Consider the following 25,407-nt stretch of genomic DNA (forward strand, 5'->3'; position numbering starts at 1 on the left):
CGGCATATTCTAACGCTCAGAATCGTCCAGAAGAAATGGATTTGCCTATGAATGGCGCGCATCTTTGGGCTACACTGCACGCGAAAACGTTGGCGGTTTGTTAACAGGCCGCTATCCATCCGTAGATTCAGGGATTGTGTCATGAAAACGTTAGGCGAATTTATCGTCGAGAAACAGCACGACTTCTCGCACGCCACCGGCGAGCTGACCGCGTTACTTTCTGCCATTAAACTGGGCGCCAAAATCATCCACCGCGACATCAACAAGGCTGGCCTGGTTGATATTCTGGGAACCAGCGGGGTGTCCAACGTACAGGGCGAAGTTCAGATGAAACTGGACCTGTACGCGAACGAAAAACTGAAAGCGGCGTTGAAAGCGCGCGGTGAAGTTGCGGGTATCGCTTCCGAAGAAGAAGATGAAATCGTGATATTCGACGGCGAGCGTGCTGAAAATGCCAAGTATGTCGTATTGATGGATCCGTTGGACGGTTCGTCCAACATCGATGTCAACGTCTCGGTCGGTACGATTTTCTCTATCTACCGTCGCATCACGCCGGTCGGCACGCCGGTGACCGAAGAAGACTTCCTGCAGCCGGGCAGCGCCCAGGTCGCAGCGGGTTATGTGGTTTACGGTTCGTCCACCATGCTGGTGTACACCACCGGTTACGGCGTCCACGCCTTCACTTACGACCCGTCTCTGGGCGTGTTCTGTCTCTCTCACGAGAAAGTGCGCTTCCCGGCGAGCGGCAACATGTATTCCATCAACGAAGGCAACTACATCAAGTTCCCTCTCGGCGTGAAGAAATACATCAAGTACTGCCAGGAGCAGGACGAAGCGACGCAGCGCCCTTATACCTCGCGCTACATCGGTTCTCTGGTGGCGGACTTCCACCGCAACCTGCTGAAAGGCGGCATCTACATCTACCCAAGCACCGCCAGCCACCCACAGGGCAAGCTGCGCCTGCTGTACGAATGCAACCCGATGGCGTTCCTGGCCGAACAGGCCGGCGGTAAGGCCAGCGACGGTAAAAACCGCATTCTGGACATCACGCCGGTGAAACTGCACCAGCGCGCGCCATTCTTCGTCGGCACTAAGTCGATGGTAGAAGACGCAGAACGCTTCATCGCCGAAAACCCGGACGAGTAACGCGTTTTTTGTAGGGTTCGGCGCCTTGCCGAACCCTTATCGCCTTACAGCTTGAACGCCGCCATGCTCTGCGCCAGCAGCTGAGCCTGATCTTCCAGCGAGCGCGTCGCCGCCGCAGACTCCTCCACCAGCGCCGCATTCTGTTGCGCCACCTGATCCATCTGCGCCACCGCCAGGTTCACCTGTTCGATACCGCTGCTTTGTTCGCGCGTCGCCGCCGAGATCTCACGCATCAACGCCGTCACCCGGCCCACTTCGCCGGTGATGCCGCTCATGGTCTGCGCCGCCGACTCCACCATCTGCTCGCCTTCCTGCACCCGGTTCTGCGACGCTTCGATCAGCCCTTTGATCTCTTTCGCCGACTGGGCGCTGCGCTGCGCCAGATTGCGCACTTCGCCGGCCACCACCGCGAAGCCGCGGCCCTGTTCACCGGCGCGCGCCGCTTCTACCGCCGCGTTCAGCGCCAGGATATTGGTCTGGAAGGCGATGCCGTCCATCACGCTGATGATATCGGCGATGCGGCGTGAACTGTCGGTGATCGCCTGCATCTTGCTCATCACCTGGCTGACCACGTCGCTGCCCTGGTTGGCGATATCGGACACGCTCAGCGCCAGTTGGTTGGCCTGTTCGCAGTTCTCGGCGTTCATTTTCACCGTCGAGGTCAGTTGCTCCATGCTGGCGGCGGTCTCTTCCAACGAGGCGGCCGATTCTTCGGTGCGCTGCGCCAGGTGCAGGTTACCGGCCGCCAGTTCGCGTGAACCGGTGTCGATCTGGCTGCTGGCGTCGCGCACTTTGCTGACCGAACTGGCCAACGCCCGCTGCATGCGCTGCATCGCGCGTATCAGGCGCCCCATTTCGGTATCGCCCTCGCCGTGGATCTCATGGGTCAGATCGCCGCCGGCGATGTGTTCCAGCTGCGCGATGGACTCGTCCAACGGGCGCAGAATGATCACGCGCAGCGCGAACCAGGCCAGAACCGCCAGCAGCACACTCAGCAGGCCCGCCACCACGATCAGCGAGATCTTGGTGCTGGCGTTGCTTTCCGCGTCATGCACCTGCTGGGCGCCGAGCTTCATGGCGAAGCTGCGGAAATCGGTGAGATCCTTTTCAAACGCGATGCTCAATGCGGAGATGCGCGTCTCCTGGATATGATAATACTCATCAATCTTGCCGGCCTTGATGGCGGCGGCCATCGGCTTCACGCCCTGTTCCAGATAGGCGCGATAGCTGTTTTGCAGGCGGTTGGAGAGTTCGCGGCCGCGATCGGTCACGGTGCCGACGCCGACAAAGCGCGCCATTTCCTTGTTCGACTGCTCGAGGTAGCCGTAGATGCGGCCGACGGTCGCGTCGGAGACATCAGTCTGGCCGATCTCCCGTTGGCGCACCGCCAGCGAGGCAGCGGTTCGGGCGCGCAGCGTCAGGTTGGAGCTGTTGGCCAGCGAGCCCAGCTCTTCGCCAAGGATCTGGTTTAAGGTATGGATCGAGCGCGATCCTTCGTTAATCGCGTTGACGCCAATAATGCTGACCATGATCAGCAGCATGGTCATCAGGCTCAGCAGGGCGATCAGCCCAGCCTTCACCGTAATCTTTTTTAGCATGAGTTCTTCCCGGCTTCAGAATAGTGAGATCAGACGTAGTAGGGGTGGCAAAACGCGGAGCCAGCTTTGCTGGCTCATTATTGTTTGTTGAAGTTATCGGCAGCCGCAGGCAAAACTTCATGCCGTGGCGGGATTAATCTGGAAATTCTCCGCGCACAGAGGCACTGGGTTTTCGACGATGAAAAGGGCAGGAAATCGCAAAAGAGTCCGCTATAATAGCCGCCACTCCATTTCTGGTTTGATGATTAAAGGAAACCGACATGAGCTTGAATCTGGTCCCTGCTGGCAAAGACCTGCCGGAAGACATCTACGTAGTAATCGAAATCCCGGCCAACGCCGATCCAATCAAATACGAAATCGACAAAGAAACCGGCGCGCTGTTCGTTGACCGTTTCATGTCCACCGCAATGTTCTACCCGTGCAACTACGGCTACATCAACCACACCCTGTCTCTGGACGGTGACCCGGTTGACGTGCTGGTCCCAACGCCATATCCGCTGCAGCCGGGTTCCGTGATCCGCTGCCGTCCGGTTGGCGTGCTGAAGATGACCGACGAAGCCGGTGAAGACGCCAAGCTGGTTGCGGTACCGCACAGCAAGCTGACTAAAGAGTACGATCACGTGAAAGACGTGAACGACCTGCCGGAGCTGCTGAAAGCTCAGATCGCTCACTTCTTCGAGCACTACAAAGATCTGGAAAAAGGCAAATGGGTGAAAGTGGAAGGCTGGGCAGACGCTGCCGCGGCTAAAGCGGAAATCATCGCCTCCTTCGAACGCGCCGCCAAGAAGTAATTCTCGCCGCCGTCCGATGAAAAAACACCGCTCAATGAGCGGTGTTTTTTTTCTTACTGTTCTTCGAGACGCTTCAGCCAGTCACCGCTGGTAATTCGCGGGTAACCGTCCACGCTGTGTTTGTACAGGTAGATCCACGCACTCCCATAAGGCGTCTGAATCAGCTCGCGCTTATAGTCCTTGGTGTTGCTTTTCAGTTCGTCCAGCTCTGCCAGAATCGATGAGTTAATACGATACACCTCGCAATGTATCGTGCCCTCTCCAGGGATCGCCGCCGGGTAATGGCCCAGATTATAAATCTGATAGCCTTCGAGCTCGTGCTCGCCGAGCCATTGGGCGTTGGTCATCCAATGGCTGTTTCCCTGTTTGCGTCGTAAACTGCCGTAGACAATTATTCGCATCGCTAAAACTCAAACTGATAGAGCAAATCTAATGCCTGGTCGAGACCAGACACCGCTTCAAGATACAACTTAGGCATCAGGCGATAACGCAACGTCAGCGTGGCCAGCGAGTCGAAAATGCCCACCCCATATTTTACTTGTAAGCCTGGGAGGACATAGCCGCTCACGACAACCTGGGAATTGTCGCCAACCCCCTGAGTGTCCAGGGCCAAATTACTCACGCCGAATGCCTCGCCGATTTTACCCACAAGTTGACCACTTTGTGCAACCCCCATGCCGATTAACATCGACGTCATGGCGTTGCCGTCGGCGCCGGAACTGCTCAAACCCTGGCCGCGCAGCAGATAAGACAAGGCTTCCTGCTGCGATTTGGCCGGATCGGAGAACACTTCCAGCTTCGGCGCATCCGCCAGGCCGGTCACGCGCACGCCGGCGGTCACGTCGTCCTCGGTGGATTCCGGGTTGCGGATCGCCTCGATGTTGAGCAGCGGCTGATCCGGCGGACCGGAGAACATCAGCTGCCCTTTACGCACGATCAAATCCTGACCATAAGCATGGAATCGACCGGAAGGGATGTCAATCTGGCCGTTGAGGCCCAGCCCTTTCTTGTCCTGCACCACCTTCAGGTCGCCCTTCAGGCGGGCTTTGAGGCCGAAAGCATCCAGCCGCACGTCGTTGCCGACGTGAATCATCAGGTTGCTGTTAATGGGGATCGATGCCGTCTTCGGTTGAATCGGCTTCAGCTGATCGTCCAGCATCACCTCGTCGGAAGAGACGCCCACCGCGCTTTCCGGCAGCTCCTGCACCGTGATGCGCGCCCAGGGAATATCGACCTTGCCGTTGAGCGAGAACAGCTGCGGCGTGGCTTCGAACACCAGATCCGGCGACACGTCGATGCGGATCATCGGCGGCACCGTCACCCGCAGCTTGTCGCCCTTGGCGGCGATGCGCGCACGCCAGGCATTGATGTCACGCCAGTCGGCGTCGCCCGCCAGATTCAGCTGACCGCGCGTGGTGCTGAGCAGCCCCTCGAGCGTCGAGGTCATGCCGTTGAAATTCACCGCCAGCCGCGCATCGGTCATGTCGAACGGCATCCAGTGCCCCTGCACCTTCGCCCGATCCAACGCCAGGCGGCCGAACACCAGCGGCTTCTGCGCGCTGCCGCCCAGGCGCAGGTTGGCGTTCAGCATGCCCGCCGCGCTTTCGCCCTTCATCAGCGCCGGGTTGATCAGCGCCAGCGAGATGTTGGTGATATTGACGTTGCCGCTGATGGTGCGCCGCACCTGCGGATCCGCCACCTGGATGTTGCCGTCGAACTGGCCGTTGTTGGTCAGTTTGATCCGCCAGTCGGCCTGCGCGCGGCCGTTGTTCAGCCCGGCGTTGAGGGTCAGCGTATCGAAGGCGATCGGCAGCGCGTTGCCCTGTACCTGCTGCACCACCTTGACGCCGTTGCCGGCCAGCGTGACTTTCGCCTCCGGCAGCGCGCCGCCTGGTTTCCAGCTGACGTCGGCACGGCCGGTGAACACGCCGCTGAGGGCGGTTTCCGGACCGAGGAACGGTTTGATCATCGCCAGGTCGAACCGGTTAAGCACCACGCTGGCCTGGCCGCTCTGGCCGGCTTCAATGGTCTTCGGCACACACAGTTCGGCATTCGGGTTCTGCCAGCAGTGCGGCCCGACGCTGATCTTCTGCTCGGTGTTCAGGTAGTCCAGCGCGATGGCGCGCGTCAGGCGCCACTCCCCGACCGGCGTATCGAAGCGGGTGTTGTTCAGATTGCCGCGCCAGCGCTGCTGTTGACGATCGAAGCTGCCCTGCAGCGCCAGCTGGCCGGAGACCGGTTTGCCGTCGATCTTCAACTGCAGCTGATGCTGTTTCTCGCTGCCTTTGGCGTCGAGGGTCAGCAGGCTGACCTCCAGCGCGTCCTGCTTCAGCTGCTCGACGCGTACCGCCAACTGCCCCTGGATCTGATCCGTGGAGCGCACATCACCATCGATCTTCACGCGGTTGATGCGCAGCGCCTGCCACTGCAAGCCGGAGGCGGTCAAATCCGCCAGCAGCTGCGGTGCCTGCAGATTGCCGCGCAGTTTCAGCAGCCCTTTGGCGGTGCCGCCCAGGCCCGGCAGCGCGCCGTCCAGACGCGGCGCGTCGATGTTAGCGTCCAGATTCCAGCTCTTCTCGTCCAGCTGCCCTTTGACGTTCAGCTGGTTACGCCCCAGCGTCAGATCGATGCCGGGGATCTTCCACTGCCCGGCGGCGTTGCCGCTCAGCGTGCCGCGCGCCGTGACCTTGTTCTGCTTCACGTTGCCGTCCAGCTGCAACACCGGCACCTGCAACTGCCAGCTGCCGCCGTGCAGGCTGCCGCGCGTAACTATCTTGCCGTCGAGCTTCGCCGGCCATTCCGGCCACTGCTTGGCGGTATTGATGCCGCTCAGCGTCAATTGCGAGTTCCAACTGATGGCCTTGCTCCAGTCCACCAGCGCGGTGAGGTCGGTATTGCCCTGCAGCGCCGCCAGGCGCAGGCGCTCCAGCTTGAACTGCTCGACGTTGCCTTTGCCGTCCAGCGTCAACACCGCCGGCGGCAGATCCTGGCCTTTCAGATTGGCGCGCGTCGACAGCGCGTAGTCGGTCGCCTTGCCGTTAAAGCGCAGGCGGAAATCGTTGACCTGATACTGCGCCTCGCCGCTCAGCGGCCATTTCAGCTGCTTGCTCTGCAGCGTCAGCGCCAGCGGCAGGCCGGCTTCGGCCAGCCGGGTTTGCACATCGAGTTGGGCCCCGACCGGGCCGGACAGGTTCAGCGCCACCTTCAGCTCGTCACGCAGTCCGCCGCCGATGTTCAGCTTCACTTTCTCGCCCTTCAGCGGCTCGATATTCAACGCGCTGTTGGCGGTCAGGGCCACCGGCCAGTCGCCAGTCAGGGTCGCCTGTCCCTGCACCGACAGCGTGCCCTGCGGCGATTTCACGTCGAAGTTGTCCAGCTGGATATGCTGGTCCTGCGTGCTGGCCTGCAGCAACAGGCTCGTGATCAGCACGTCGGTATCGCCGGTCAAGCGCAGCTGCTCGCCGCTGATCTCTTTGACGGTGATATCCAGCGGCAGGCGGATGTCCGGCAGATCCGGCAACAGCGGTTTGGCGAACAGTTCCTTCAGCGTTTCGCCGAGCGGCTTCTCTTCCGGCTGCGGCGCCGGTTTCGCCGCTTCGGTAACCTGCTCGCCGACCTTTTTCGCCACCTCTACCGCCGGTTGCACCGCTTCCGGCAACGGGTTTTGCGGGGTTTTCGGCAACGCGATCAGCAGCGAGCCGATCTTGGTGGGCATCAGCGTCAGCGCGCGCTCCTGCCAGTGTGCACCGGTGCGGAACTCGGCCAGAGAGATGGCGGTGTCGTCGACGGTGACCTTGACGTTATTCAGCGCCAACAGGCGCAGCGTGATCGGATAAGGCGTGCTGAGATTGGTGGTCGGCTCACTGCTCTCCTCCACCGGCGCGGCAGGCGCCATCTCTTTGGTGTTCACCGCCACGTCCACGTCCTGAGCGGTCAAGGCGTTGACGCACAGCGAACTGCGTTTAAAGCAGGACAGATCGAGGGAGAGGTGGAACTGCCCGGCGTTGACCGTCACGCCCGGCATCTGATACTTCACGCCCTTCAGCGTCAAATCGCGCCAACCGCCGCTGACGCCGGCGATCTCCAGCCCAGGCACCCAGCGCGCCGCGCCGTTGATGACCATATGCAAACCGGTGGTGGTGCCCACCAGGAAGGCCAGACCGCCGATCAGCAACAGCAAGACGACCAGAAATCCGAGACAAATCTTTTTAACCAGGCTCATAGTTCAGGCCCCAAACCGATGTAGAACTGCATCCCGTGGGTGTCCTTGTCCCCCACGGGCGCGGCGATATCCAGCTTCACCGGCCCCACCGGCGACTGCCAGCGCACGCCGACACCGGCGCCGGTTTTGAAGTTGCTCTGCTTGATATCGTTCACCGCTTCACCGGAGTCGACGAACATCGCCCCCCACCATTTGCCGGTCACGTTGTATTGGTACTCCAGCGATCCGGTCAGCATCTTGGAGGCACCGGTCAGCTTGCCGTCGTTATCACGCGGCGAAATGTCTTTGTACTTGTAGCCGCGAATGCTGCGGTCGCCACCGGCGAAGAAACGCAGATCCGGCGGCACCTTGTCGAAATCGTTGGTTTCAATCCATCCCACCTGCCCGCGCGCCACGAAACGGTGCTTGTCGGCCAGGGTGCGGATCCAGACGTTCTGCGCCTGCATCAGCGCGAAGTCCACGCCGGAGCCCCAAGTGGTGTCGGACACGTCGATGGAGTAGCGCTGGCTGTCGCCCCAGGTCGGCATCAGGCCGCCGCGCGAACGGGTGCGGTTGAAGCTGACGCCGGGATACAACAGCATGGTGGTGTTGCTGACGTTACCCTGGGTAAAGTTATCCCAGCGCCAGGTCAGGTTGATCGCCCGCTGCCAGCCGCTGGAGAGATCCCAGTTGCGCGAGGCCACCACTTTGGAGGTGACGGATTTGGTGTCGTTGAGATTGACGTTCTTGAGCCCGCCCTGCAGCAGGTAATACTGCTCCAGCGGATTCTTCAGCAGCGGGATCTTGTAGGTCAGATCCAGCTGCTGCTCCGGCGCCGACACGCTGGCGCTGGTTTCCAGGCTATGCCCGCGATCGTTGAGCCAGGGCTTTTTCCAGGTGCCTTTCACCCGTGGGCCGACGTCGGTGGAGTAACCGATACCGGTTTCGACGGTGTTGCGCGTGCGCGGCGTCACCAGCGCGTCCAACGGCAAAATCTTGTTCTCTTTGGCATCGTTGAAATCAGGGGACACCACCACCGAGTTAAACCAGTTGGTGGCGGACAAACGGCGGTTCAGCTCGGCCAAATCCTCTGAACTGTAGTAATCCCCCTGATGAAAGGGCACCAGATTTTGCAGATAGTCTTCGCGGATTTGCGAACCGGTGAATTTCACCTTGCCGAAGCGATAACGTTCGCCGCTGTTGAAATCGATATCCCAAAACGCCTTGTGCAGATCTTCGGCCACGCCGAGCTGGCTTTTGGTCATGTCGGCGTCGAAGTAGCCTTTGCGCAGCGCCAGGCCGGTGAGCGAGCCTTTGAAACTGTCATACTTGCCGTGGTTGAGGATCTCACCGATGGTCGGCCGGTCCTTCTTTACCAGCGCCAGGTAGTCCTCATCGGTCTTTGCGCCGCCTTCCAGCACGATGTTGGCACCGGCGATGCGCACCGGCTCGCCCGGATTGACCTTGGCATGCAGCACCGGGCGCGACATCCCCGGCCTGTCGTCCAACGTAAACTCGATGGTCGGCTGATAATAGCCGAGCGCGCGCAGCCCCTGGCGCACCGCCTCATCCACCCGCGCGCGAAAACGGCCGTCGGTGCCGACTTCTTCAGGCGTGATCGACGACAGCCGCACCCGGACGTTTTTTTCCAATTCTCCGCTTAACCCTTCCACCTGCAACCGCACGTTCGCCGCGTAGGCTGCAGGTGTTGCAAGCAACACAGCTATCAAGCACATGACCGGGTACTTTGGCACGTGTTCTCCTTATTGATTTTACTTTCCTGTTATGGTGTTCGCTCCGGGGCCAGGGCAGACTCCGCGCTATCATGACGGCAGCCCTCTTCAGCCTAGTTCCGGACGCCGCCCGCCGCGCTTTGCCACCGCCGCGCAACAGGCGAATTCTTCACTTTTGGCGCTCAAAATACTGCGTTAAGCTTATACAAAATCCAACTTGCCACTTATTGTGGGCAAAGACGCGGTGAGATACAACCGAACCGCCGCCATGTAGGGTCAATTCTTACTGTGACAACAGGAGTCAACCGTGGTGCCATTTTTTGATAAATCACAAACCGTCGATAAGGCAAGCGCGCTGCCTGGCCGCACCACGCCAATGCCTGTCGCAACGCTCAACGTGGTCACCGAACACTCGATGACCCAGGTGCCGGCAGGCATGGAAGTGGCGATCTTCGCCATGGGCTGTTTCTGGGGCGTAGAGCGCCTGTTCTGGCAACAGCCGGGCGTCTACAGCACCGCCGCCGGCTACAGCGGCGGCTACACGCCGAACCCGACCTACCGTGAAGTATGCAGCGGCCAGACCGGCCATGCCGAAGTGGTGCGCGTGGTGTTCGATCCGCAGGTCGTCAGCTACAAACAGCTGCTGCAGCTGTTCTGGGAAAATCACGATCCGGCGCAGGGCATGCGCCAGGGCGGCGACGTCGGCACGCAGTACCGCTCGGCGATCTATACGCTGAGCCCGGAACAGCAGGCCGAAGCCGAAAGCAGCCTGCAGCGCTTCCAGCAGGCGATGGACGCGGCGGGCGACAAGCGCGTCATCACCACCGAGATCGCGCCGGCGCTGCCGTTCTATTACGCGGAAGACGATCACCAGCAGTACCTGTTCAAGAACCCGGAAGGCTACTGCGGGCTGGGCGGCATCGGCGTGTGCCTGCCGCCGCAGGGCTGATCCGATGCCGGCCGGCGGCACTTTTTTAACCGCTGGCGGCCCCTGTGGGGCAACTGCTATACTATGCGGGCCGCTTCTGCGGCCCGATAGCTTCCCTTCTGGTTGTTATCGCTGCTTTTTTTACTATGTACTACCCTTCCTCAAGAGCGCCGGCATCCCGTCGGCACGTATGGATAGATTATGTTAAACAGTATTTTACTGATTCTTTTTCTGATCGCGGTGAGTGCGTTCTTCTCACTGTCGGAAATCTCTCTGGCCGCCTCGCGCAAGATCAAACTGAAGCTGATGGCGGACGAAGGCAACATCAACGCCGCCAGAGTGCTTAAACTGCAAGAAACTCCGGGCATCTTCTTCACCGTGGTGCAGATCGGCCTGAACGCCGTAGCCATCCTCGGCGGTATCGTTGGCGACGCGGCTTTTTCCGGCACCTTCCAACAATTCTTTATTAAATTCCTGTCCCCCGAACTGGCGGAACAGGTCAGCTTCATCTGCTCCTTCGTGCTGGTGACCAGCCTGTTTATCCTGTTCGCCGATTTGACCCCGAAGCGCATCGGTATGATTGCACCAGAGACGGTCGCCGTCCGGATCATCAACCCGATGCGTTTCTCCATCATGATCTTCCGCCCGCTGGTGTGGTTCTTCAACGGCATGGCCAACCTGATCTTCCGCATGTTCAAGCTGCCGATGGTGCGCAAGGACGACATCACTTCCGATGATATTTACGCGGTGGTGGAAGCCGGTGCCCTGGCGGGCGTGCTGCGCAAGCAGGAGCACGAGTTGATTGAAAACGTGTTCGAACTGGAATCGCGCACCGTGCCGTCTTCGATGACCTCGCGCGAAAGCGTGGTGTACTTCGATCTGCGCGAAAGCGAAGAGAGCATCAAGGAGAAAGTCTCGACCCACCCGCACTCCAAGTTCCTGGTGTGCGACGGCCATATCGATCAGGTGGTCGGCTACGTCGACTCCAAAGACCTGCTGAACCGCGTGCTGGGCAACCAGAGCCTGGTGCTGAGCAGCGGCGTGCAGATCCGTTCGGCGCTGATCGTGCCGGACACCCTCACGCTGTCTGAAGCGCTGGAAAGCTTCAAAACCGCCGGTGAAGACTTCGCGGTGATCCTCAATGAATATGCGTTGGTGGTGGGCATCATCACCCTTAACGACGTGATGACCACGCTGATGGGCGACCTGGTCGGCCAGGGTCAGGAAGAGCAGATCGTAGCGCGTGACGAAAGCTCATGGCTGATTGAAGGCGGCACACCGATCGACGACGTGATGCGCGTGCTGGATATCGACGAATTCCCGCAGGCGGGTAACTACGAGACCATCGGCGGCTTTATGATGTATATGCTGCGCAAGATCCCGAAACGCACCGACTTCGTCAAATACGCCGGCTACAAGTTTGAAGTGGTGGATATCGACAGCTACAAGATAGACCAGCTGCTGGTCACCCGGCTGAGCGACAAACCGGCGGCGGTGCTGCCGAAGGCGCCGGAAGACACGCCGTCGGCTTGACGGCGGCGGGACAAAAACATCAGCGGCCCCATCGGGGCCGCATTTTTTTCAGCTGTCAGCACGGTGTTCAACCGAACTCGGCCTGCAACAGCAGCACCTGACGGTTCACTTCAGACATCACGCTGAAATGGCGCTTGTCGCGAATCTTCGGCGGCAGGATTTTCCCCTCGTCGAATTCAAATGCGCCTACGTCCTTGATATATAGCCTTCCGCGAAACAGGGTCTTAACGTACTTTGCCACTTTCAAAGGGTTATAACGCTGGAAGATTCTCATTCTTTTACGCTCCTCCCGTTGATCCATGCGCTCAGCGAGCCGCCAAAGGTGGCAGCCTCGAAATTCAGAACGCAACTTGATTGCATGTAGTAGACCCAGTAAAGACCAGAACGTTCACTTTCGCCCGGTGATCTACGCTGGATTTACACTTTTTGACAGAATTGTATATGATAATTTATAACGTTTTCAGGATATCCCTTCAAAATCTGATGATTAGCGAACCAAGGGAAAATCTGCGATCCGGTTAACAGGACAGACCTCTTATCACATCCTATGCTTTAGGCTGTCGAAGTGCTGTCGCACAAATTCCCCCCATTACAAGGAGAAAGCATGAAAACAAGTCGCATGCTGATGGTATCCCTGCTGCTCGCCCCGCTTTTCGCTTCCGCACACAACTTCCAGCTCCAGCAGCGCGTGGCGCCGGTCGGCGTCAGCGACAAAGGAGAACTCAATTACGCTGACGGTAATTTTAGCTACCAAAACTGGAACAGCGCGCAGCTCAGTGGAAAAGTGCGGGTGATACAACATATTGCCGGCCGCAGCTCCGCCAAAGACATGAACGACCCACTGATTGAAGCGATCAAGAAGGCGAAGCTACCACACGATCGTTACCAAACGACGACAATCGTCAACACCGACGATGCCCTGATGGGCACCGCGATGTTCGTGCGCAGCAGCATTGAAGACAGCAAGAAGGAGTTCCCATGGTCGCAGTTTATCGTCGACAGCGACGGCAACGTGCGCAAAGCCTGGGATCTGCAGCCGAAAGGCTCAGCTATTGTGGTGCTGGATAAGCAAGGGCGCATCCAGTTCGCCAAAGACGGCGCGCTGACGCCGGAAGAGGTGCAGCAGGTGATGTCCAAGCTGCACCAGCTGTTGGCGAACTAACTCAGAACAGCGAAACCCGGAAGCCGGGGTTGAGGAAGGATTCACGCGGGGTGTAAAGCAACGGCTTGCCCTGCCAATCGTGAATCTGCGCCCCGGCGGCCACCGCCACCGCATGCCCTGCGGCGGTATCCCAAATGTTGGTCGGCCCGAAGCGCGGATAGAGCTGCGCCTTGCCTTCCGCCACCAGGCAGAATTTCAGCGAAGAACCGACGGACACGGTCTGGTGCTCGCCCAGCTGCTGCAGATAGTCTTTCAGTTCGTCGTCGATATGCGAGCGGCTCACCACCACCAGCGGCGGATGCGCGTTGCTGACGCCGATCGCCTGCCGCACGCCCTTCTCTTCTTTCCAGGCCTTGCCGCGCTCCGCCAGATACAACACGTCGATCGCCGGGGCATACACCACGCCCATCACCGCCTGCCCGTCTTCAATCAGGGCGATATTGACCGTGAACTCGCCATTGCGATGCAAAAACTCTTTGGTGCCGTCCAGCGGATCGACCAGCCAGTAGCGCGTCCAGTTGCGGCGCTCTTCCCACGCCGGCGGATCCTCTTCCGACAGCAGCGGCACCTCCGGCGTCAGCGCCGCCAGGCCGCGCTTGATGATATGGTGCGCCGCCAGATCGGCCGCCGTCACCGGTGAATCATCTTTTTTCTGTGCGACATCAAGCGGTTGTTCACCATCGTACACCGCCATGATCGCCGCTCCCGCCTCGCGGGACAGTTGGCAAATTCGCTCTAACATCATGCACCTCAACTCCGCATCTCCGTGGGAAATTTCCCTCTGTCTCTGCTAGCAGACTAGTTTTTTTTGCGCCGAATATCCATCTCAACCGCCTAAGCCTCGGGAATTGCTCAGATCTTGTAGGGCGCAACTGTGAACTTCCCCGCGTTACCTACCGCCGTTTTCTGTCAAACTTCACAGTTTGCTGTGGCAAGCAATGTTAATTACATTTCCCTCTGCGATAACACTCGAATAATGGAATGGAGAGACCCCCAATGATGAAGCATCCACTGAGGCTGTCCGCGCTTGCGCTGCTGGTGTGCGCCTCGGCGCAGGCGGCGACCGTCGATCTGCGCGTGCTGGAAACCACCGATCTGCACAGCAATATGATGGACTTCGATTACTACAAGGACACCCCGACCGACAAATTCGGCCTAGTGCGCACCGCCAGTCTGATCCAACAGGCGCGCCAGCAGGCCACCAACGCGGTGTTAGTGGACAACGGCGACATCATTCAGGGCAGCCCGCTCGGCGACTACATGGCGGCCAAGGGGTTGAAGCCGGGCGACGTGCACCCGGTCTACAAGGCGATGAACACGCTGGACTATGTGGTCGGCAACATCGGCAACCATGAGTTCAACTACGGGCTGGATTACCTGAAGAACGCCATCGCCGGCGCCAAATTCCCGTATATCAACGCCAACGTCCTCGACGCCAAAACGCAAAAACCGCTGTTCACGCCGTACATCATCGTCGATACGCCGGTGAAAGACCGCGACGGCAAGACGCATACGCTACGCATCGGCTACATCGGCTTCGTGCCGCCGCAGATCCTGGTATGGGACAAAGCTAACCTGCAGGGCAAAGTGACGGTGGACGACATCACCGCCACCGCCAAGCGCTATGTGCCGGAAATGCGTAAACAGGGCGCCGATCTGGTGGTGGCGATCCCGCATTCCGGGCTGTCTAGCGAGCCTTACAAGGCGATGGCGGAAAACTCGGTCTATTACCTCAGCCAGGTGCCGGGCATCGACGCCATCATGTTCGGTCACGCCCATGCGGTGTTCCCGAGCAAGGACTTCGCCAACATCAAAGGCGCGGATATCGATAAGGGCCTGCTGAACGGCATACCGGCGGTCATGCCGGGCCAGTGGGGCGATCATCTCGGCGTGGTCGACCTGCAGCTCAACAACGATGGCGGCAGTTGGAAAGTGACCGCCGCCAAAGCGGAAGCGCGGCCGATCTACGACAAAGAGAACAAGAAATCGCTGGCGGCTGAAGACGCCGCGCTGGTGAAAGTATTGGCGGACGATCACAAGGGCACGCGCGAGTTCGTCAGCCAGCCGATCGGCAAATCCGACGGCAACATGTACAGCTATCTGGCGCTGGTGCAGGACGATCCGACGGTGCAAATCGTCAACAATGCGCAGAAGGCCTACGTCGAACATTACATCCAGGGCGACCCGGATCTTGCCGATCTGCCGGTGTTGTCGGCGGCGGCGCCGTTCAAGGTCGGCGGCCGCAAGAACGATCCCGCCAGCTTCGTCGAAGTGGAAAAGGGCCAGCTCACCTTCCGCAACGCCGCCGATCTCTATCTCTATCCCAATACGCTGGTGGTGGTGAAGGCCAGCGGCAAAGAGGTGAAAGAGTGGCTGGAGTGCTCCGCCGGTCAGTTCAACCAGATAGACGTCAATAACGCCAAGCCGCAAGGATTGATCAACTGGGACGGCTTCCGCACCTATAACTTCGACGTGATCGACGGCGTCAATTACCAGATCGACGTCAGCCAGCCGGCGCGCTATGACGGCGAATGCCAGCTGATCAACGATAAGGCGGAGCGCATCAAGCAGCTGACCTTCAACGGCAAGCCGATCGATCCGAACGCCACCTTCCTGGTCGCCACCAACAACTACCGCGCCTACGGCGGCAAGTTTGCCGGCACCGGCGACCAACATATCGCCTTCGCTTCGCCGGATGAGAATCGTTCGGTGCTGGCGGCCTACATCAGCGCCGAAACCAAACGGCGCGGCGCAGTGCATCCGCAGGCAGACAACAATTGGCGTTTGGCGACCTTCAGCAGCAAGCAGCCGCTGGATATTCGCTTCGAGACCTCGCCATCGGACAAAGCAACGGCATTTATCAAAGAGCACGCTCAATACCCGATGACCGCCGAAGGCAATGACCGCATCGGTTTCGCGGTCTATCGCATCGATTTGAGCGCAAAATAATCGCCAGGCCGGGGCAATCCCCCGGCCATCTTCGCTATTTTCCCGCTGGCGCGCCCTTTAAATTGCATTTAAAATGCATGTTATAAAATTCCTTCGTTTAAAGAGGCACTACCATGGATTACCGCAACCAATCCCTTGGCGCGCTCGCTATCGCCATTCCCCGGGCATCCCGTCTTTTTCGCCAACACCAGCTGGATTTCTGCTGCGGCGGCCGACAGTCGCTGGAACGCGCCGCCGAGCGCAAAGGCCTGGATATCGACAGATTGGAGAACGAACTGGCCGCTCTGGCCGCCACGCCGGTACAAAACCGTGACTGGCGCACGGCCCCGCTCGATGAAGTGATCGACTACATTCTGCCGCGCTTTCATCAGCGGCACCGAGAACAGCTGGCCGAACTGGTGCTGATGGCGGAAAAAGTTGAACGCGTGCACGGCGACAAACCCGCCTGCCCGCGCGGGTTGGCGAAGCAGCTGAACCTGATCCGCCTGGATCTGGAGAATCACATGATGAAAGAGGAGCAGATCCTGTTCCCGCTGATCAAACAGGGGATGGGGCCACAGGCCGCCGGACCTATTTCGGTGATGGAACATGAACATGACGAGGCGGGCGAGCAACTGGAGGTGGTGAAGTTCCTCACCGATAACGTCACGCCGCCGGAGGGCGCCTGCACCACCTGGCGAGCGCTGTACAACGGCATAGACGAGTTCATCGGCGATCTGATGGAACACATCAGTCTGGAGAACAATCTGCTGTTCCCGCGCGCGCTGCGCGGCGCATAAAACAAGGGCGCCGCGAAGGCGCCCAGAGCAATCCTCGGTGGGATTACAGGATTTCCAGCAGCTCGACGTCGAACACCAGCGCGCTGAACGGCGGGATGGACGCGCCAGCACCACGCTCGCCGTAGGCCAGGTTGTGCGGGATATACAGCTGCCATTTGGAGCCGACCGGCATTAGGGTCAGCGCTTCGATCCAGCCTGGGATCACGCCGCTGACCGGGAATTCCGCCGGCTGGCCGCGCTCAACCGAGCTGTCGAATACGTCGCCGTTGATCAGACGACCGGTGTAGTGCACACGCACGCGATCCTGACGGGACGGGATTGGGCCGTTGCCCTGCTCCAGCACGGAGAACTGCAGGCCGGATTCGGTCAGCGTCACGTCGTCGCGTTTGGCGTTGTCGTCCAGGAACTTCTGGCCTTCAACGGCCATCGCCTGCTGGCGCTCGCGGCGCACCGCGTCCGCACGCTCGTGGATTTCACGCAGCGCACGGTGCACCACGTCTACCGGAACCGCCGGGGCATTCCCTTCCAGCGCGTCGCGCAGACCCGCCAGCAAAGCTTCCGGTTGCAAACCTTCCAGCCCGGACTCTTGCAGCTGCTGGCCGACCTGTAAACCAATCCCGTAACTTGCTTGCGCTTCAACGCTGTCAAAAGAAGGGGTTGTCATGGGGTTTTCCTTAAGTCTGTAAAAAGTCGAAAGCGCAGCATAACAGCGCGTCAATGCCGGGTAAAATCTTGTGTGGAGAATGATGACTTTTGTCGTAGAAAAAGAAACAATAACCTTCTGTTAACGCCCGCAGCCGCAAACCTCGGCTCTGCCGCTCAGCCGCCTTTCACTTCAATCAGTTAGCGGACTATACTGAAAGCAGGATACCGGGCAGGCGACGCGTTTGTCGCGCCGCGCTAATTATTACGCCGTCGAAGAGAGGTCACCATGGGCAGAATCGCGCCCAGGAGAAGGAAAACCACCCGCATCTACCAGCCGCTGCTGCGCACCTGGCTGAACGTCAGCCAGCGCCTGAAACCGGGCGCCGCACCTGCGTCTGAAGGCGCGGAGCCGCCATCGGAACCGCCGTCGGCCAACGACAAAATGCAGCAGGTCAAAGCGCTGCTGGCCAAAGTCTGGCATCTGCCGGACGGTTTCCATTGGATGGAGCCGCTGCCCTACTTCCACCGCCGCTGGGTGCTGATCTTCGGCATCATTCTGTTGTTGGCGTTGCTGTGGCCTTACTCGCCCGAAAGACAGCCGTTCCCGGTATCTCAGCAGGAAACCAGCGTGCCGCTGCAGGCCGAACTGCAAAACGGCGGCACCACGTCTGCCAACGAAACTGCGCCGGCGGGCAACTGGCAGCGTTATCAGATCCAGCCCGGCCAGACGCTGGCCCAGCTGTTTCGCGACAACAACCTGCCGGTGAATGAAGTGTTCGCCATGGCGCAGGTGGAAGGCGGCGACAAGCCGCTGAGCAACATGAAAGCCGGCCAGGAAGTGCGTATCGAACGCGACGCCAACGGCGTGATTAACGCGCTGTCGGTCACCACCGCAGACAACAGCCAGGTGCTGTTCCGCCGCCAGGCCGACGGCAGCTACCGCCGGGAACGCTAATCCCTACAGCTGCGCCAGCAGAAACTCGCGCAGCACCACGCCCTGATTGTGCTCGGTATCCTTGCTGCCATACAGCAGCGTCAGCGCCTCCCCCTGCCGCAACAGCGCTACCAGCGGCCGCCAGGCATCATTGGCCACCAGCTGTTGGCGGTAACGCGCCTCAAAGACCGCCCACTGGTCGGTATGCTGATGGAACCACTTGCGCAGCTCGTCATCCGGCGCCACCTGTTTCAGCCACTGCACGCCCGCCAGCCTTTCCTTGCTGACGCCGCGCGGCCATAGCCGATCTATCAGATAACAATGCGCCGGCGCCGGCGCGCTGAAGTCGTAAACCCGTTGCAGAGTAATCTTTGCCATCGCACGCTCTCCTTTTCATCCCGAGTTCAAGCGTAGCGCGTTTTGCCGGGCGCAGAAAAGCAAAACGCCAGCGCGAGGCTGGCGTTTTAACCGGGTTAACAGCAGCGTAAATTACGCTTCTGCAACCACAACTACATTCAGCTGTGCGAACACGTCGCTGTGTACCTGGAAGTGCACTTCGTGCTCACCAGTGGTACGCAGAACGCCGTTCGGCAGACGAACTTCGCTCTTGGCAACTTCAACGCCTGCCGCAGTCACTGCGTCAGCGATGTCGCGGGTGCCGATAGAGCCGAACAGTTTACCTTCGTCGCCAGATTTGGAAGCGATGGTCACTGAACCCAGTTCGTTGATCTTGGTTGCGCGAGCTTCAGCAGCAGCCAGAACGTCAGCCAGTTTGGCTTCCAGTTCAGCACGGCGTGCTTCGAAGAACTCAACGTTTTTCTTGGTAGCAGGAACAGCTTTGCCCTGTGGTACCAGGAAGTTACGAGCGTAGCCCGCTTTAACGTTAACTTGATCACCCAGGCTGCCCAGGTTTGCTACTTTATCAAGCAGAATAACTTGCATTACCTTATCCTCTCAAAGTCGTTAATGGACAGTGGCCGATTACTGATGACGATCAGTGTACGGCAACAAAGACAGGTAGCGCGCGCGCTTGATAGCACGGGCCAGCTGGCGCTGATATTTTGCACGAGTACCGGTGATACGGCTCGGTACAATTTTACCACTTTCGGTGATGTAGTTTTTCAGCGTAGCGATGTCTTTATAGTCAATCTCTTGAACGCCTTCCGCGGTGAAACGGCAGAACTTGCGACGACGGAAATAACGTGCCATTTGGCTAGTCTCCAGAATCTATCAATTCAATCTGCTCGGCATGCAGAACCAATTTGCTCAGCCCGTTGCGCCCTTGATGGCAGCTTACAAAGCCTTGCACGGTAATCTGACTGCCGACCGTTAATCTTTGAGTTAGTGCTTGTGACTGTTGTCCGCTGACAACCACGGGCATTCGGCACCATGCTTGTCTGCTGAATCCGGCTTCCATCTGCTGCGAACGGTGCTCTAGCACAAATTGGCAGTGTGGTATCCCGGAAGGACTCACTTTTCGAACCGGCGCCTTGCACACAGTGCCCGACAAAACCAGACGATTAGCCGTCACGGCGGCAATTACTCTTCAGAATCCCCAGCATCTGCATCATCTGCGGTTTCGTTAGCGAAGTCTTCGCGGCGATCGCCACGACGTTCGTCTTTCGCTTTAACCATCGGAGATGCTTCAGTTACCGCGTGCTTAACGCGCATAACCATGCTGCGGATAACGGCGTCGTTGAAGCGGAAGTTAGTTTCCAGCTCATCGATCGCTTCCTGCGGCGCTTCAACGTTCAGCAGAACGTAGTGAGCCTTGTGCAGTTTGTTGATCGGATAAGCCAGCTGACGGCGGCCCCAGTCTTCCAGACGGTGAATCTGACCTTGCGCGTTAGTGATGGTAGCACTGTAACGCTCGATCATGCCCGGAACCTGTTCGCTTTGGTCAGGATGGACCATAAAAACGATTTCGTAATGACGCATCGAATTGCTCCTTACGGATTATTCAGCCTCCTGTCAGGGTCAACCGCGGCCCATGGAAGCAAGGAACGTGTTTAGTGTGCGGCTGAAAAATGACGCGTAATCATACTGACGCAGGGCGGGAAACTCAAGGACTGCGTGGGTTTTATTCGCGTTAATGCGAGGCGCTATGGGAAATAGCACGATTTGCTCGTGGGTGAACCTATGTACGCCGATCCATCGGTTTCAAAAATCTTTCAATGAAATCAGCGCTGAGTCACAAATCTATTTCATTTTTTTTGAAAAAGGTCATCAAAACGCCCCGCTTTTTAATCCGCCGCAACGGACTAAAATTAATCATATCCGCCGCAGACAGCGCGACGAAAAAGATTCCAGGTTATTCAATGCAGATAAATGACTTTTTGCCGCAGCGACACTCGCTGTCAGGCCGTAACGGCAAGAAGTTAAGAGAGGCACTATGAAACGCATCATGCTCGCGACGGCGCTGGCCGCCCTGTTCTCCGCCAACGTAATGGCCGCGACGGAGATCACCTCGCACCAGGCCGATCAACGCCAGAGCGTCGGCTTCGTCACCCTGAACCAGAACGTGGTTTCGCCGGATGACGCCAGCAGCCAGGTCAGTAAAATCGCCGATCAACGCGGCGCAACCTCTTATCGCATCATCGCCCTGCACGAACCGGGCGACAACAGCACAATGCACGTCAGCGCCGAGCTGTACCGCTAAAGAGACACGCCACGCCAGGGAAATCCCCAGGGCTTCACCAGAGAGCCCGTTAAGTCCACTCAGGAGCGCCGCACGTTGGGCGCTCCACTACTTCCCATGCCAATCAGAGCTTGAGCAACGCCGGCGCGCTGAGCGCCTTGCCCGGATTGTGCAACTGCAACGCCATTCGCAAATAGTGGGTGCGCGTTTGCAGCAGCTCGGTACTTTCCGCCAGGGTCGCCCGCTGCTCGAAAGAGAGCGCCCCCGCCGCCGCAGTGTGAGTGGCCGCTGCTTTCGGCGCGAAAGAGAACAGTGCCGTCATGTTTTGCACCGTATGCGCGGTAATGCGCGACAGCGGATTAGCCTTGTTTTGCCGCGCTTTGCCGTCGGCGGCGCCCAACAGCTCGCTGAAGGCCGCTGATTTAACCTCGGCGCGCGCTTTTATCGTTCCCATCAAACTGCGATCGGCGTCGGCCGTCTTGCTGATACCCTTTATCATGCCCTGCTCCTTGCTGCCCCAGAAAGAATTCACGCTGACATTCTCCCCTTCGGGCGGCCAAACGATGGCCGAAACAACCTGCGCAGAGCGCTGTAATTCCCTGCATCGCGCCTGGATGCGCATTACAACTCGCGGCGGAAGAAATCGGTGGTGGCGGACAGCGCCAACGGCGTGATGCGATGCTTCACCCCCGGCTCGACGAGCGACGTCAAACGGCCGTCCGCGCCTTGCCGCCGCAGTTCGGCCGCCAAACGCAGGCTGTCCGCCGCCGGCACCACGTCGTCCGTCTCGCCGTGCCACAGCAGCAGCGGCCGCCCGGCGATCTGCGCCAAACGCCCCTCCAGTTCATACTCCGCCAGCACGGCGGTGCGCGCGGCATACGCCGCCGGCGAGAGCGCCTCGCCCCGTTCGCCCAACGGCGGATACAGCGTTCGCGCCAGCGAACGGTAATAACCGGAGCCCATCAGGCTGGCGGCCGCCCGGATCCACGGGAAGCGCGCGAAGGCGCCGAGCGCGGTCATGCCGCCCATTGAGGCGCCGGCGACGCCGATGCGTCCGTCGGCAATCAGGCCGAGCCGCTCAAAATGCGCTTTGACCTGCGGCAGTTCGTCGATATTGCTGCGCAAGATCTCCCAGAACGATGCCAGGCGCCGCGTCTCATCGCCGTCGAACCGCTCGCCGTGCCGATCGGCATCCGGCAGCACCGCTCGAAAACCGGCACGCGCCAGCGCATAGGCGAAGTAGGCGTACACCTCTTTCGACGAGGTATAGCCATGGCAGAAGAACACCGTCGGCAGCGGCCGATGATACTGCCCCGCCGGCACCGCATGGATCACCGCAATATCGCCCGCCCGCTCGTCATGAATTTCGATCATCCGCTCATCCTCAATCACCTGTTGGCATTCATCATGACAAACTTGCACGAAGCAGCGATAGCTCAATCTGTTACAGCTTATATTGCGTTACACTGAAGCCATCGCACCGGCGCTTCCGAGGTCACCATGACGATTGTCCGTACACTCATTAGCCTGACTCTGGCCACACAGCTTTCCGCCTGCGGCATCATGACCACCACGCCGAAACCGCCGCCGCCACCCACCGCACAGGCGCAGGAGATCGTTCGCGCGCAAACCGCCGAGCTGGTGAAAACCGGCACCGTCACCGCCGTGGTACGCGGCAGCCCGATGGACGTGGAAGCGGAGATCCAGCGCAAGGCCACCGCCGCCGGCGCTCGTTATTACGTGATCATTATGAACAGCGAGACCGTCGTGCCGGGCCAATGGTATTCCCAAGCGATCCTGTATCGCTAAGGTGAGGATTTTTTAAGCAGATTTACACTGGCTTTGCACTGGCTGAAGCAGGGTGTTGCACACTGAGGGACAGCATGCCGCATGTTGCGGGTGTCGAATCAGGATCTGACGAAGGGGAACGCCATGAAACGCTCCACCGCACTCACCTCCCTCTTGCTTTCCATGGGGTTGCTCAGCACCGGCGCACAGTCCGCCGAGCTGGCGCCCGCCGATCGCGTGACGCCGCTCAGTGAAATCGCCGAGATCACCTTCAACGATCTGCCCGGCTCACCGCAGGAGGCGGAACTGGCCATCGCCCGCACCGCCGACCAACACGGCGCCAGCTATTACCGCATCCTGCGCATGGAAGAGCAGGCGCACCCGCCTGGCTGGCGCGCCTCGGCGATCTTATACCTTTAGTAGCTCATGCAAGCCGCATTCAACACGCCGCCGCTGACGGAGACGCCCCCCAGGAAAATCCCGGCGGCCAGATGGTTGGCTTCGATCTTGTCGCTGATGCGCGGCATGTAGATCTTCACGGCCGCGAACAGCAGCAGTTGCACCACCAGCGCCACCACGCCCCACAGCAGGTAATCCAGCAGGCTGATCGAGTTGATCGCCGCGCTGGCCAACGGGATCACATACCCCAGGCAGGCACCGATGAAAGCAAAGGCGGCGGATTGATTATCGGCCTTGATCAGCGCCCATTCGTCGTGCGGAGTGATACGGGTATAGACGAACAGAAACACCAAAATCATGGCGAAACCGCTGAAGAAGTAAGAGGCGAACGCCGCCAACGCGCTGAGAATATCCATGTGCATTTTCCTGTCAGAGTGAGGCTGAATTAAAAAGGTTTTCGCCGCCGCGCGCCACCCTTTTCCCTAGCCGCCGATGGCGCGGTTCAACAGCAGCTCGCACACCTCGGCCGACAGCAGGCTCTCACCGCGGTGATCCAGCGTCAGGTGACACCAGGCATCGGCGATCTGCGGGCTGGCGTGCTGCAGCAGCTGCGCGGCGCAGCACAGATCGAACAGCTGCTGGGTCAGCAACCGCCCCATCTCCTCGCTCGGTTGCCGGGCGCGCTGCTGCCACTGCCGCCAGGCATGATCGAACAGCCGATTCTGACCGCGCACCGGCTGCAGCTCGAACTGCAACATCTCGAGCGCGCCCGGCAGCTTGTGCAAGCTGCGCAGCACGTCCAGGCACATGATGTTGCCGGAACCCTCCCAGATGCTGTTGACCGGCATCTCGCGGTACAGACGCGGCAGCTCGCTCTCTTCGCAGTAGCCGATACCGCCCAGCACCTCCATCGCCTCGGCGATGAACGGCATGCCCTGCCGGCAGATGCTGTATTTGGCCGCTGGCGTCAGCAGGCGGCTGTAGATCAGCTCGCCCTCATTGCTGCGGCTCTCCCAGGCGCGGGCCAGCCGGAACAGCAACGCGGTATGCCCTTCCAGCCGCAGCGCCATGCGCGCCAGAACCTGGCGCATCAGCGGTTGTTCGATCAGGAGCTTACCGAATGCCTGCCGCTGCAGCGCATGATACAGCGCCACCGACAGCCCGCGGCGCATCAGGCCGTGGCTGCCCAGTGAGCAGTCGAAACGGGTCAGGCCGCCCATTTTCAGGATGTGCCGCACGCCGTCGCCCTCATCGCCCAGCAGCCAGGCGGTGGCGTCCTGAAACTCCACTTCGCTGCTGGCGTTGGAGCGGTTGCCCAGCTTGTCTTTCAGCCGCTCCAGGCGAATGGCGTTGCGGCTGCCGTCCGGCAAAATGCGCGGCAGGAAGAAACAGGACAACCCGCCTTCGGCCTGCGCCAGCACCAGGTGCGCATCGCTCTGCGGCACCGAGAAGAACCACTTGTGCCCCACCAGCCGGTAGGCTTCGCCCGGCCCGCGCGCGCCTAACGGCGTGGCAGTGGTGGTATTGCTCAATACGTCGGAGCCGCCCTGCTTCTCCGTCATGCCCATGCCGATCAGCAGGCCGCGTTTTTGCCCGCCCGGCAGCAGATGAGCGTCATAACGATCCGACAGCAGCGGCGTCAACCAGGAGCGAAACTCAGCCGGTAACGTCTGCAGCAACAGCGGCGTGGCGCCGAAGGTCATGGTCACCGGGCACAGGGTGCCGGCCTCGACCTGAGCATGCAGCATAAAGCGCGCGGCGCGCGCCACGAAGGAACCGATGCGCGCATCCTCCTGCCAGGGCAGGTTGTGCACCCGGTTGGCGATCAGCCCCTGCATCAGGATATGCCAGGCGGGATGAAAGCGAACGTCGTCCAGCCGCTGGCCGGTGGCGTCGTAGCGCAGCAGCTCAGGCGGGTTGGCGTTGGCCAGCCGCCCCAGCTCCAGCGACTCCTGAGTGCCGAGCTGCTGGCCCAGCGAGGCCAATACCTCGGCGTCCCAACCGCCCTGCTCGCGCTGCAACGCTTCGCGCAGCGGCGTATCGGAGAGAAACAGGTTGCTGTTGCCGAGCGGCTTGGGTTGGTTAAAAACGGTGTGCGTAGTCCAGACCATGAGAGTGCTCCCTGAAAAAAGCGTCAGGGGTAAGTATGGTCGGCACAGAGATTTCTGCCGCAGGCGGGATCA

Annotated in this window: 28 protein-coding genes; 12 read left to right on the forward strand and 16 right to left on the reverse strand. The window is 59.8% G+C overall.

Annotation, left to right across the window (positions count from 1 at the left end; genetic code table 11):
* The first annotated feature begins 141 nt into the window (after positions 1-141).
* Positions 142-1,146: a class 1 fructose-bisphosphatase gene (gene fbp / locus GKN89_RS14005; RefSeq protein WP_004933587.1), complete on the forward strand. Its 1,005-nt coding sequence runs from the start codon at positions 142-144 to the stop codon at positions 1,144-1,146.
* Positions 1,147-1,190: 44 nt separating this feature from the next.
* On the opposite strand, the gene GKN89_RS14010 is transcribed toward fbp, so the two are convergent.
* Entirely contained in the window at positions 1,191-2,744 is a 1,554-nt protein-coding gene (locus GKN89_RS14010) for a methyl-accepting chemotaxis protein (protein WP_154747205.1), read from the reverse strand.
* Positions 2,745-3,004: 260 nt separating this feature from the next.
* Between GKN89_RS14010 and ppa the strand changes: the two genes are divergently transcribed.
* Positions 3,005-3,535, forward strand: a complete 531-nt coding sequence (gene ppa, locus GKN89_RS14015) for an inorganic diphosphatase (RefSeq protein WP_004933594.1) — start codon at positions 3,005-3,007, stop codon at positions 3,533-3,535.
* 53 nt (positions 3,536-3,588) lie between these two features.
* Here ppa and GKN89_RS14020 read toward each other — a convergent pair whose 3' ends face one another.
* From GKN89_RS14020 to GKN89_RS14030, 3 genes are read right to left on the reverse strand one after another with little or no spacing between them, the layout of a single operon-like run.
* Positions 3,589-3,936 (reverse strand): gamma-glutamylcyclotransferase, encoded by a 348-nt coding sequence (locus tag GKN89_RS14020; protein WP_025159589.1) that lies wholly within the window; start codon positions 3,934-3,936, stop codon positions 3,589-3,591.
* Positions 3,937-3,938: 2 nt separating this feature from the next.
* Complete coding sequence (locus GKN89_RS14025; RefSeq protein ID WP_019453359.1) at positions 3,939-7,757, reverse strand: translocation/assembly module TamB domain-containing protein; 3,819 nt, start codon at positions 7,755-7,757, stop codon at positions 3,939-3,941.
* The gene (locus tag GKN89_RS14030; protein ID WP_195934014.1) at positions 7,754-9,472 is read right to left on the reverse strand and encodes an autotransporter assembly complex family protein; all 1,719 of its coding nucleotides are present in this window, start codon (positions 9,470-9,472) and stop codon (positions 7,754-7,756) included. Before GKN89_RS14030 ends, GKN89_RS14025 begins: the two co-directional genes overlap by 4 nt.
* A 307-nt stretch (positions 9,473-9,779) precedes the next feature.
* Here GKN89_RS14030 and msrA point away from each other — a divergent pair, with 307 nt between their 5' ends.
* Together msrA and GKN89_RS14040 are read left to right on the forward strand one after the other, a co-directional pair.
* A complete protein-coding gene (gene msrA, locus GKN89_RS14035; protein WP_086012758.1) occupies positions 9,780-10,418 on the forward strand; it encodes a peptide-methionine (S)-S-oxide reductase MsrA in 639 nt (212 codons plus the stop codon).
* A gap of 180 nt (positions 10,419-10,598) precedes the next feature.
* Positions 10,599-11,930: a hemolysin family protein gene (locus GKN89_RS14040; RefSeq protein WP_154747206.1), complete on the forward strand. Its 1,332-nt coding sequence runs from the start codon at positions 10,599-10,601 to the stop codon at positions 11,928-11,930.
* A 67-nt stretch (positions 11,931-11,997) separates the two neighbouring features.
* On the opposite strand, the gene GKN89_RS14045 is transcribed toward GKN89_RS14040, so the two are convergent.
* Positions 11,998-12,204, reverse strand: a complete 207-nt coding sequence (locus GKN89_RS14045; protein WP_019453363.1) for a DUF1107 domain-containing protein — start codon at positions 12,202-12,204, stop codon at positions 11,998-12,000.
* 330 nt (positions 12,205-12,534) lie between these two features.
* On the opposite strand from GKN89_RS14045, the gene GKN89_RS14050 reads away from it, so the two are divergent.
* Entirely contained in the window at positions 12,535-13,092 is a 558-nt protein-coding gene (locus GKN89_RS14050; RefSeq protein WP_025159587.1) for a YtfJ family protein, read from the forward strand.
* Position 13,093: 1 nt separating this feature from the next.
* Here GKN89_RS14050 and cysQ read toward each other — a convergent pair whose 3' ends face one another.
* On the reverse strand, positions 13,094-13,834 hold the full coding sequence (gene cysQ / locus GKN89_RS14055; RefSeq protein WP_033644177.1) for a 3'(2'),5'-bisphosphate nucleotidase CysQ: 741 nt from the start codon (positions 13,832-13,834) through the stop codon (positions 13,094-13,096).
* A 254-nt stretch (positions 13,835-14,088) separates the two neighbouring features.
* Between cysQ and GKN89_RS14060 the strand changes: the two genes are divergently transcribed.
* Both GKN89_RS14060 and ytfE read left to right on the forward strand, forming a co-directional pair.
* Positions 14,089-16,041 (forward strand): bifunctional 2',3'-cyclic-nucleotide 2'-phosphodiesterase/3'-nucleotidase, encoded by a 1,953-nt coding sequence (locus tag GKN89_RS14060; protein ID WP_063918020.1) that lies wholly within the window; start codon positions 14,089-14,091, stop codon positions 16,039-16,041.
* A gap of 113 nt (positions 16,042-16,154) precedes the next feature.
* Positions 16,155-16,820, forward strand: coding sequence for an iron-sulfur cluster repair protein YtfE (ytfE, locus tag GKN89_RS14065; protein WP_019453367.1), 666 nt, complete (start codon positions 16,155-16,157; stop codon positions 16,818-16,820).
* 43 nt (positions 16,821-16,863) lie between these two features.
* Here the strand turns inward: ytfE and fklB are convergent, their stop codons facing one another.
* Positions 16,864-17,484, reverse strand: coding sequence for an FKBP-type peptidyl-prolyl cis-trans isomerase (gene fklB, locus GKN89_RS14070; protein WP_004933618.1), 621 nt, complete (start codon positions 17,482-17,484; stop codon positions 16,864-16,866).
* A gap of 267 nt (positions 17,485-17,751) precedes the next feature.
* Between fklB and GKN89_RS14075 the strand changes: the two genes are divergently transcribed.
* Positions 17,752-18,420: an OapA family protein gene (locus tag GKN89_RS14075; protein WP_154747207.1), complete on the forward strand. Its 669-nt coding sequence runs from the start codon at positions 17,752-17,754 to the stop codon at positions 18,418-18,420.
* Between the two features lie 3 nt (positions 18,421-18,423).
* Here the strand turns inward: GKN89_RS14075 and GKN89_RS14080 are convergent, their stop codons facing one another.
* From GKN89_RS14080 to rpsF, 5 genes are all read right to left on the reverse strand, one after another.
* Positions 18,424-18,777 (reverse strand): DUF488 domain-containing protein, encoded by a 354-nt coding sequence (locus GKN89_RS14080; RefSeq protein ID WP_019453369.1) that lies wholly within the window; start codon positions 18,775-18,777, stop codon positions 18,424-18,426.
* A 111-nt stretch (positions 18,778-18,888) separates the two neighbouring features.
* Entirely contained in the window at positions 18,889-19,341 is a 453-nt protein-coding gene (rplI, locus tag GKN89_RS14085) for a 50S ribosomal protein L9 (protein WP_004933629.1), read from the reverse strand.
* A gap of 39 nt (positions 19,342-19,380) precedes the next feature.
* Positions 19,381-19,608 (reverse strand): 30S ribosomal protein S18, encoded by a 228-nt coding sequence (gene rpsR / locus GKN89_RS14090; RefSeq protein WP_000135199.1) that lies wholly within the window; start codon positions 19,606-19,608, stop codon positions 19,381-19,383.
* A gap of 4 nt (positions 19,609-19,612) precedes the next feature.
* Complete coding sequence (priB, locus tag GKN89_RS14095) at positions 19,613-19,930, reverse strand: primosomal replication protein N (RefSeq protein WP_049233092.1); 318 nt, start codon at positions 19,928-19,930, stop codon at positions 19,613-19,615.
* An 8-nt stretch (positions 19,931-19,938) separates the two neighbouring features.
* On the reverse strand, positions 19,939-20,337 hold the full coding sequence (rpsF, locus tag GKN89_RS14100; protein WP_004933634.1) for a 30S ribosomal protein S6: 399 nt from the start codon (positions 20,335-20,337) through the stop codon (positions 19,939-19,941).
* 236 nt (positions 20,338-20,573) lie between these two features.
* Between rpsF and GKN89_RS14105 the strand changes: the two genes are divergently transcribed.
* Both GKN89_RS14105 and GKN89_RS14110 read left to right on the forward strand, forming a co-directional pair.
* On the forward strand, positions 20,574-20,795 hold the full coding sequence (locus GKN89_RS14105; RefSeq protein WP_154747208.1) for a hypothetical protein: 222 nt from the start codon (positions 20,574-20,576) through the stop codon (positions 20,793-20,795).
* Positions 20,792-21,058, forward strand: coding sequence for a DUF1471 domain-containing protein (locus GKN89_RS14110; protein WP_019453370.1), 267 nt, complete (start codon positions 20,792-20,794; stop codon positions 21,056-21,058). The genes GKN89_RS14105 and GKN89_RS14110 overlap by 4 nt, the downstream gene beginning before the upstream one ends.
* Before the next feature lie 103 nt (positions 21,059-21,161).
* Here GKN89_RS14110 and GKN89_RS14115 read toward each other — a convergent pair whose 3' ends face one another.
* Both GKN89_RS14115 and yjfP read right to left on the reverse strand, forming a co-directional pair.
* Positions 21,162-21,536 (reverse strand): hypothetical protein, encoded by a 375-nt coding sequence (locus GKN89_RS14115; protein WP_100219130.1) that lies wholly within the window; start codon positions 21,534-21,536, stop codon positions 21,162-21,164.
* Between the two features lie 122 nt (positions 21,537-21,658).
* Positions 21,659-22,411, reverse strand: coding sequence for an esterase (yjfP, locus tag GKN89_RS14120; protein WP_019453372.1), 753 nt, complete (start codon positions 22,409-22,411; stop codon positions 21,659-21,661).
* Positions 22,412-22,537: 126 nt separating this feature from the next.
* Here yjfP and bsmA point away from each other — a divergent pair, with 126 nt between their 5' ends.
* Positions 22,538-22,846: a biofilm peroxide resistance protein BsmA gene (gene bsmA, locus GKN89_RS14125; RefSeq protein WP_025159585.1), complete on the forward strand. Its 309-nt coding sequence runs from the start codon at positions 22,538-22,540 to the stop codon at positions 22,844-22,846.
* Positions 22,847-22,969: 123 nt separating this feature from the next.
* A complete protein-coding gene (locus GKN89_RS14130; RefSeq protein ID WP_025159584.1) occupies positions 22,970-23,245 on the forward strand; it encodes a DUF1471 domain-containing protein in 276 nt (91 codons plus the stop codon).
* Here the strand turns inward: GKN89_RS14130 and GKN89_RS14135 are convergent.
* Both GKN89_RS14135 and GKN89_RS14140 read right to left on the reverse strand, forming a co-directional pair.
* On the reverse strand, positions 23,242-23,640 hold the full coding sequence (locus GKN89_RS14135; protein ID WP_015376394.1) for a DUF350 domain-containing protein: 399 nt from the start codon (positions 23,638-23,640) through the stop codon (positions 23,242-23,244). The two genes, GKN89_RS14130 and GKN89_RS14135, sit on opposite strands and share 4 nt — an antisense overlap.
* A 66-nt stretch (positions 23,641-23,706) precedes the next feature.
* Entirely contained in the window at positions 23,707-25,335 is a 1,629-nt protein-coding gene (locus GKN89_RS14140; protein WP_063918015.1) for an isovaleryl-CoA dehydrogenase, read from the reverse strand.
* Positions 25,336-25,407 lie beyond the last annotated feature (72 nt).

It is taken from the genome of Serratia sp. YC16, from assembly GCF_009707615.1.
Taxonomy (GTDB): domain Bacteria; phylum Pseudomonadota; class Gammaproteobacteria; order Enterobacterales; family Enterobacteriaceae; genus Serratia; species Serratia surfactantfaciens.

Bases quoted from the DNA above. Each gene is read 5' to 3' on its own strand.
- fbp (WP_004933587.1), top strand. From the start codon at position 142: ATGAAAACGTTAGGCGAATTTATCGTCGAGAAACAGCACGACTTCTCG.
- GKN89_RS14010 (WP_154747205.1), bottom strand. From the start codon at position 2,744: ATGCTAAAAAAGATTACGGTGAAGGCTGGGCTGATCGCCCTGCTGAGC.
- ppa (WP_004933594.1), top strand. From the start codon at position 3,005: ATGAGCTTGAATCTGGTCCCTGCTGGCAAAGACCTGCCGGAAGACATC.
- GKN89_RS14020 (WP_025159589.1), bottom strand. From the start codon at position 3,936: ATGCGAATAATTGTCTACGGCAGTTTACGACGCAAACAGGGAAACAGC.
- GKN89_RS14025 (WP_019453359.1), bottom strand. From the start codon at position 7,757: ATGAGCCTGGTTAAAAAGATTTGTCTCGGATTTCTGGTCGTCTTGCTG.
- GKN89_RS14030 (WP_195934014.1), bottom strand. From the start codon at position 9,472: ATGTGCTTGATAGCTGTGTTGCTTGCAACACCTGCAGCCTACGCGGCG.
- GKN89_RS14040 (WP_154747206.1), top strand. From the start codon at position 10,599: ATGTTAAACAGTATTTTACTGATTCTTTTTCTGATCGCGGTGAGTGCG.
- GKN89_RS14045 (WP_019453363.1), bottom strand. From the start codon at position 12,204: ATGAGAATCTTCCAGCGTTATAACCCTTTGAAAGTGGCAAAGTACGTT.
- GKN89_RS14050 (WP_025159587.1), top strand. From the start codon at position 12,535: ATGAAAACAAGTCGCATGCTGATGGTATCCCTGCTGCTCGCCCCGCTT.
- cysQ (WP_033644177.1), bottom strand. From the start codon at position 13,834: ATGTTAGAGCGAATTTGCCAACTGTCCCGCGAGGCGGGAGCGGCGATC.
- GKN89_RS14060 (WP_063918020.1), top strand. From the start codon at position 14,089: ATGATGAAGCATCCACTGAGGCTGTCCGCGCTTGCGCTGCTGGTGTGC.
- ytfE (WP_019453367.1), top strand. From the start codon at position 16,155: ATGGATTACCGCAACCAATCCCTTGGCGCGCTCGCTATCGCCATTCCC.
- fklB (WP_004933618.1), bottom strand. From the start codon at position 17,484: ATGACAACCCCTTCTTTTGACAGCGTTGAAGCGCAAGCAAGTTACGGG.
- GKN89_RS14075 (WP_154747207.1), top strand. From the start codon at position 17,752: ATGGGCAGAATCGCGCCCAGGAGAAGGAAAACCACCCGCATCTACCAG.
- GKN89_RS14080 (WP_019453369.1), bottom strand. From the start codon at position 18,777: ATGGCAAAGATTACTCTGCAACGGGTTTACGACTTCAGCGCGCCGGCG.
- rplI (WP_004933629.1), bottom strand. From the start codon at position 19,341: ATGCAAGTTATTCTGCTTGATAAAGTAGCAAACCTGGGCAGCCTGGGT.
- rpsR (WP_000135199.1), bottom strand. From the start codon at position 19,608: ATGGCACGTTATTTCCGTCGTCGCAAGTTCTGCCGTTTCACCGCGGAA.
- rpsF (WP_004933634.1), bottom strand. From the start codon at position 20,337: ATGCGTCATTACGAAATCGTTTTTATGGTCCATCCTGACCAAAGCGAA.
- GKN89_RS14105 (WP_154747208.1), top strand. From the start codon at position 20,574: ATGAAATCAGCGCTGAGTCACAAATCTATTTCATTTTTTTTGAAAAAG.
- GKN89_RS14110 (WP_019453370.1), top strand. From the start codon at position 20,792: ATGAAACGCATCATGCTCGCGACGGCGCTGGCCGCCCTGTTCTCCGCC.
- GKN89_RS14115 (WP_100219130.1), bottom strand. From the start codon at position 21,536: ATGATAAAGGGTATCAGCAAGACGGCCGACGCCGATCGCAGTTTGATG.
- yjfP (WP_019453372.1), bottom strand. From the start codon at position 22,411: ATGATCGAAATTCATGACGAGCGGGCGGGCGATATTGCGGTGATCCAT.
- bsmA (WP_025159585.1), top strand. From the start codon at position 22,538: ATGACGATTGTCCGTACACTCATTAGCCTGACTCTGGCCACACAGCTT.
- GKN89_RS14130 (WP_025159584.1), top strand. From the start codon at position 22,970: ATGAAACGCTCCACCGCACTCACCTCCCTCTTGCTTTCCATGGGGTTG.
- GKN89_RS14135 (WP_015376394.1), bottom strand. From the start codon at position 23,640: ATGGATATTCTCAGCGCGTTGGCGGCGTTCGCCTCTTACTTCTTCAGC.
- GKN89_RS14140 (WP_063918015.1), bottom strand. From the start codon at position 25,335: ATGGTCTGGACTACGCACACCGTTTTTAACCAACCCAAGCCGCTCGGC.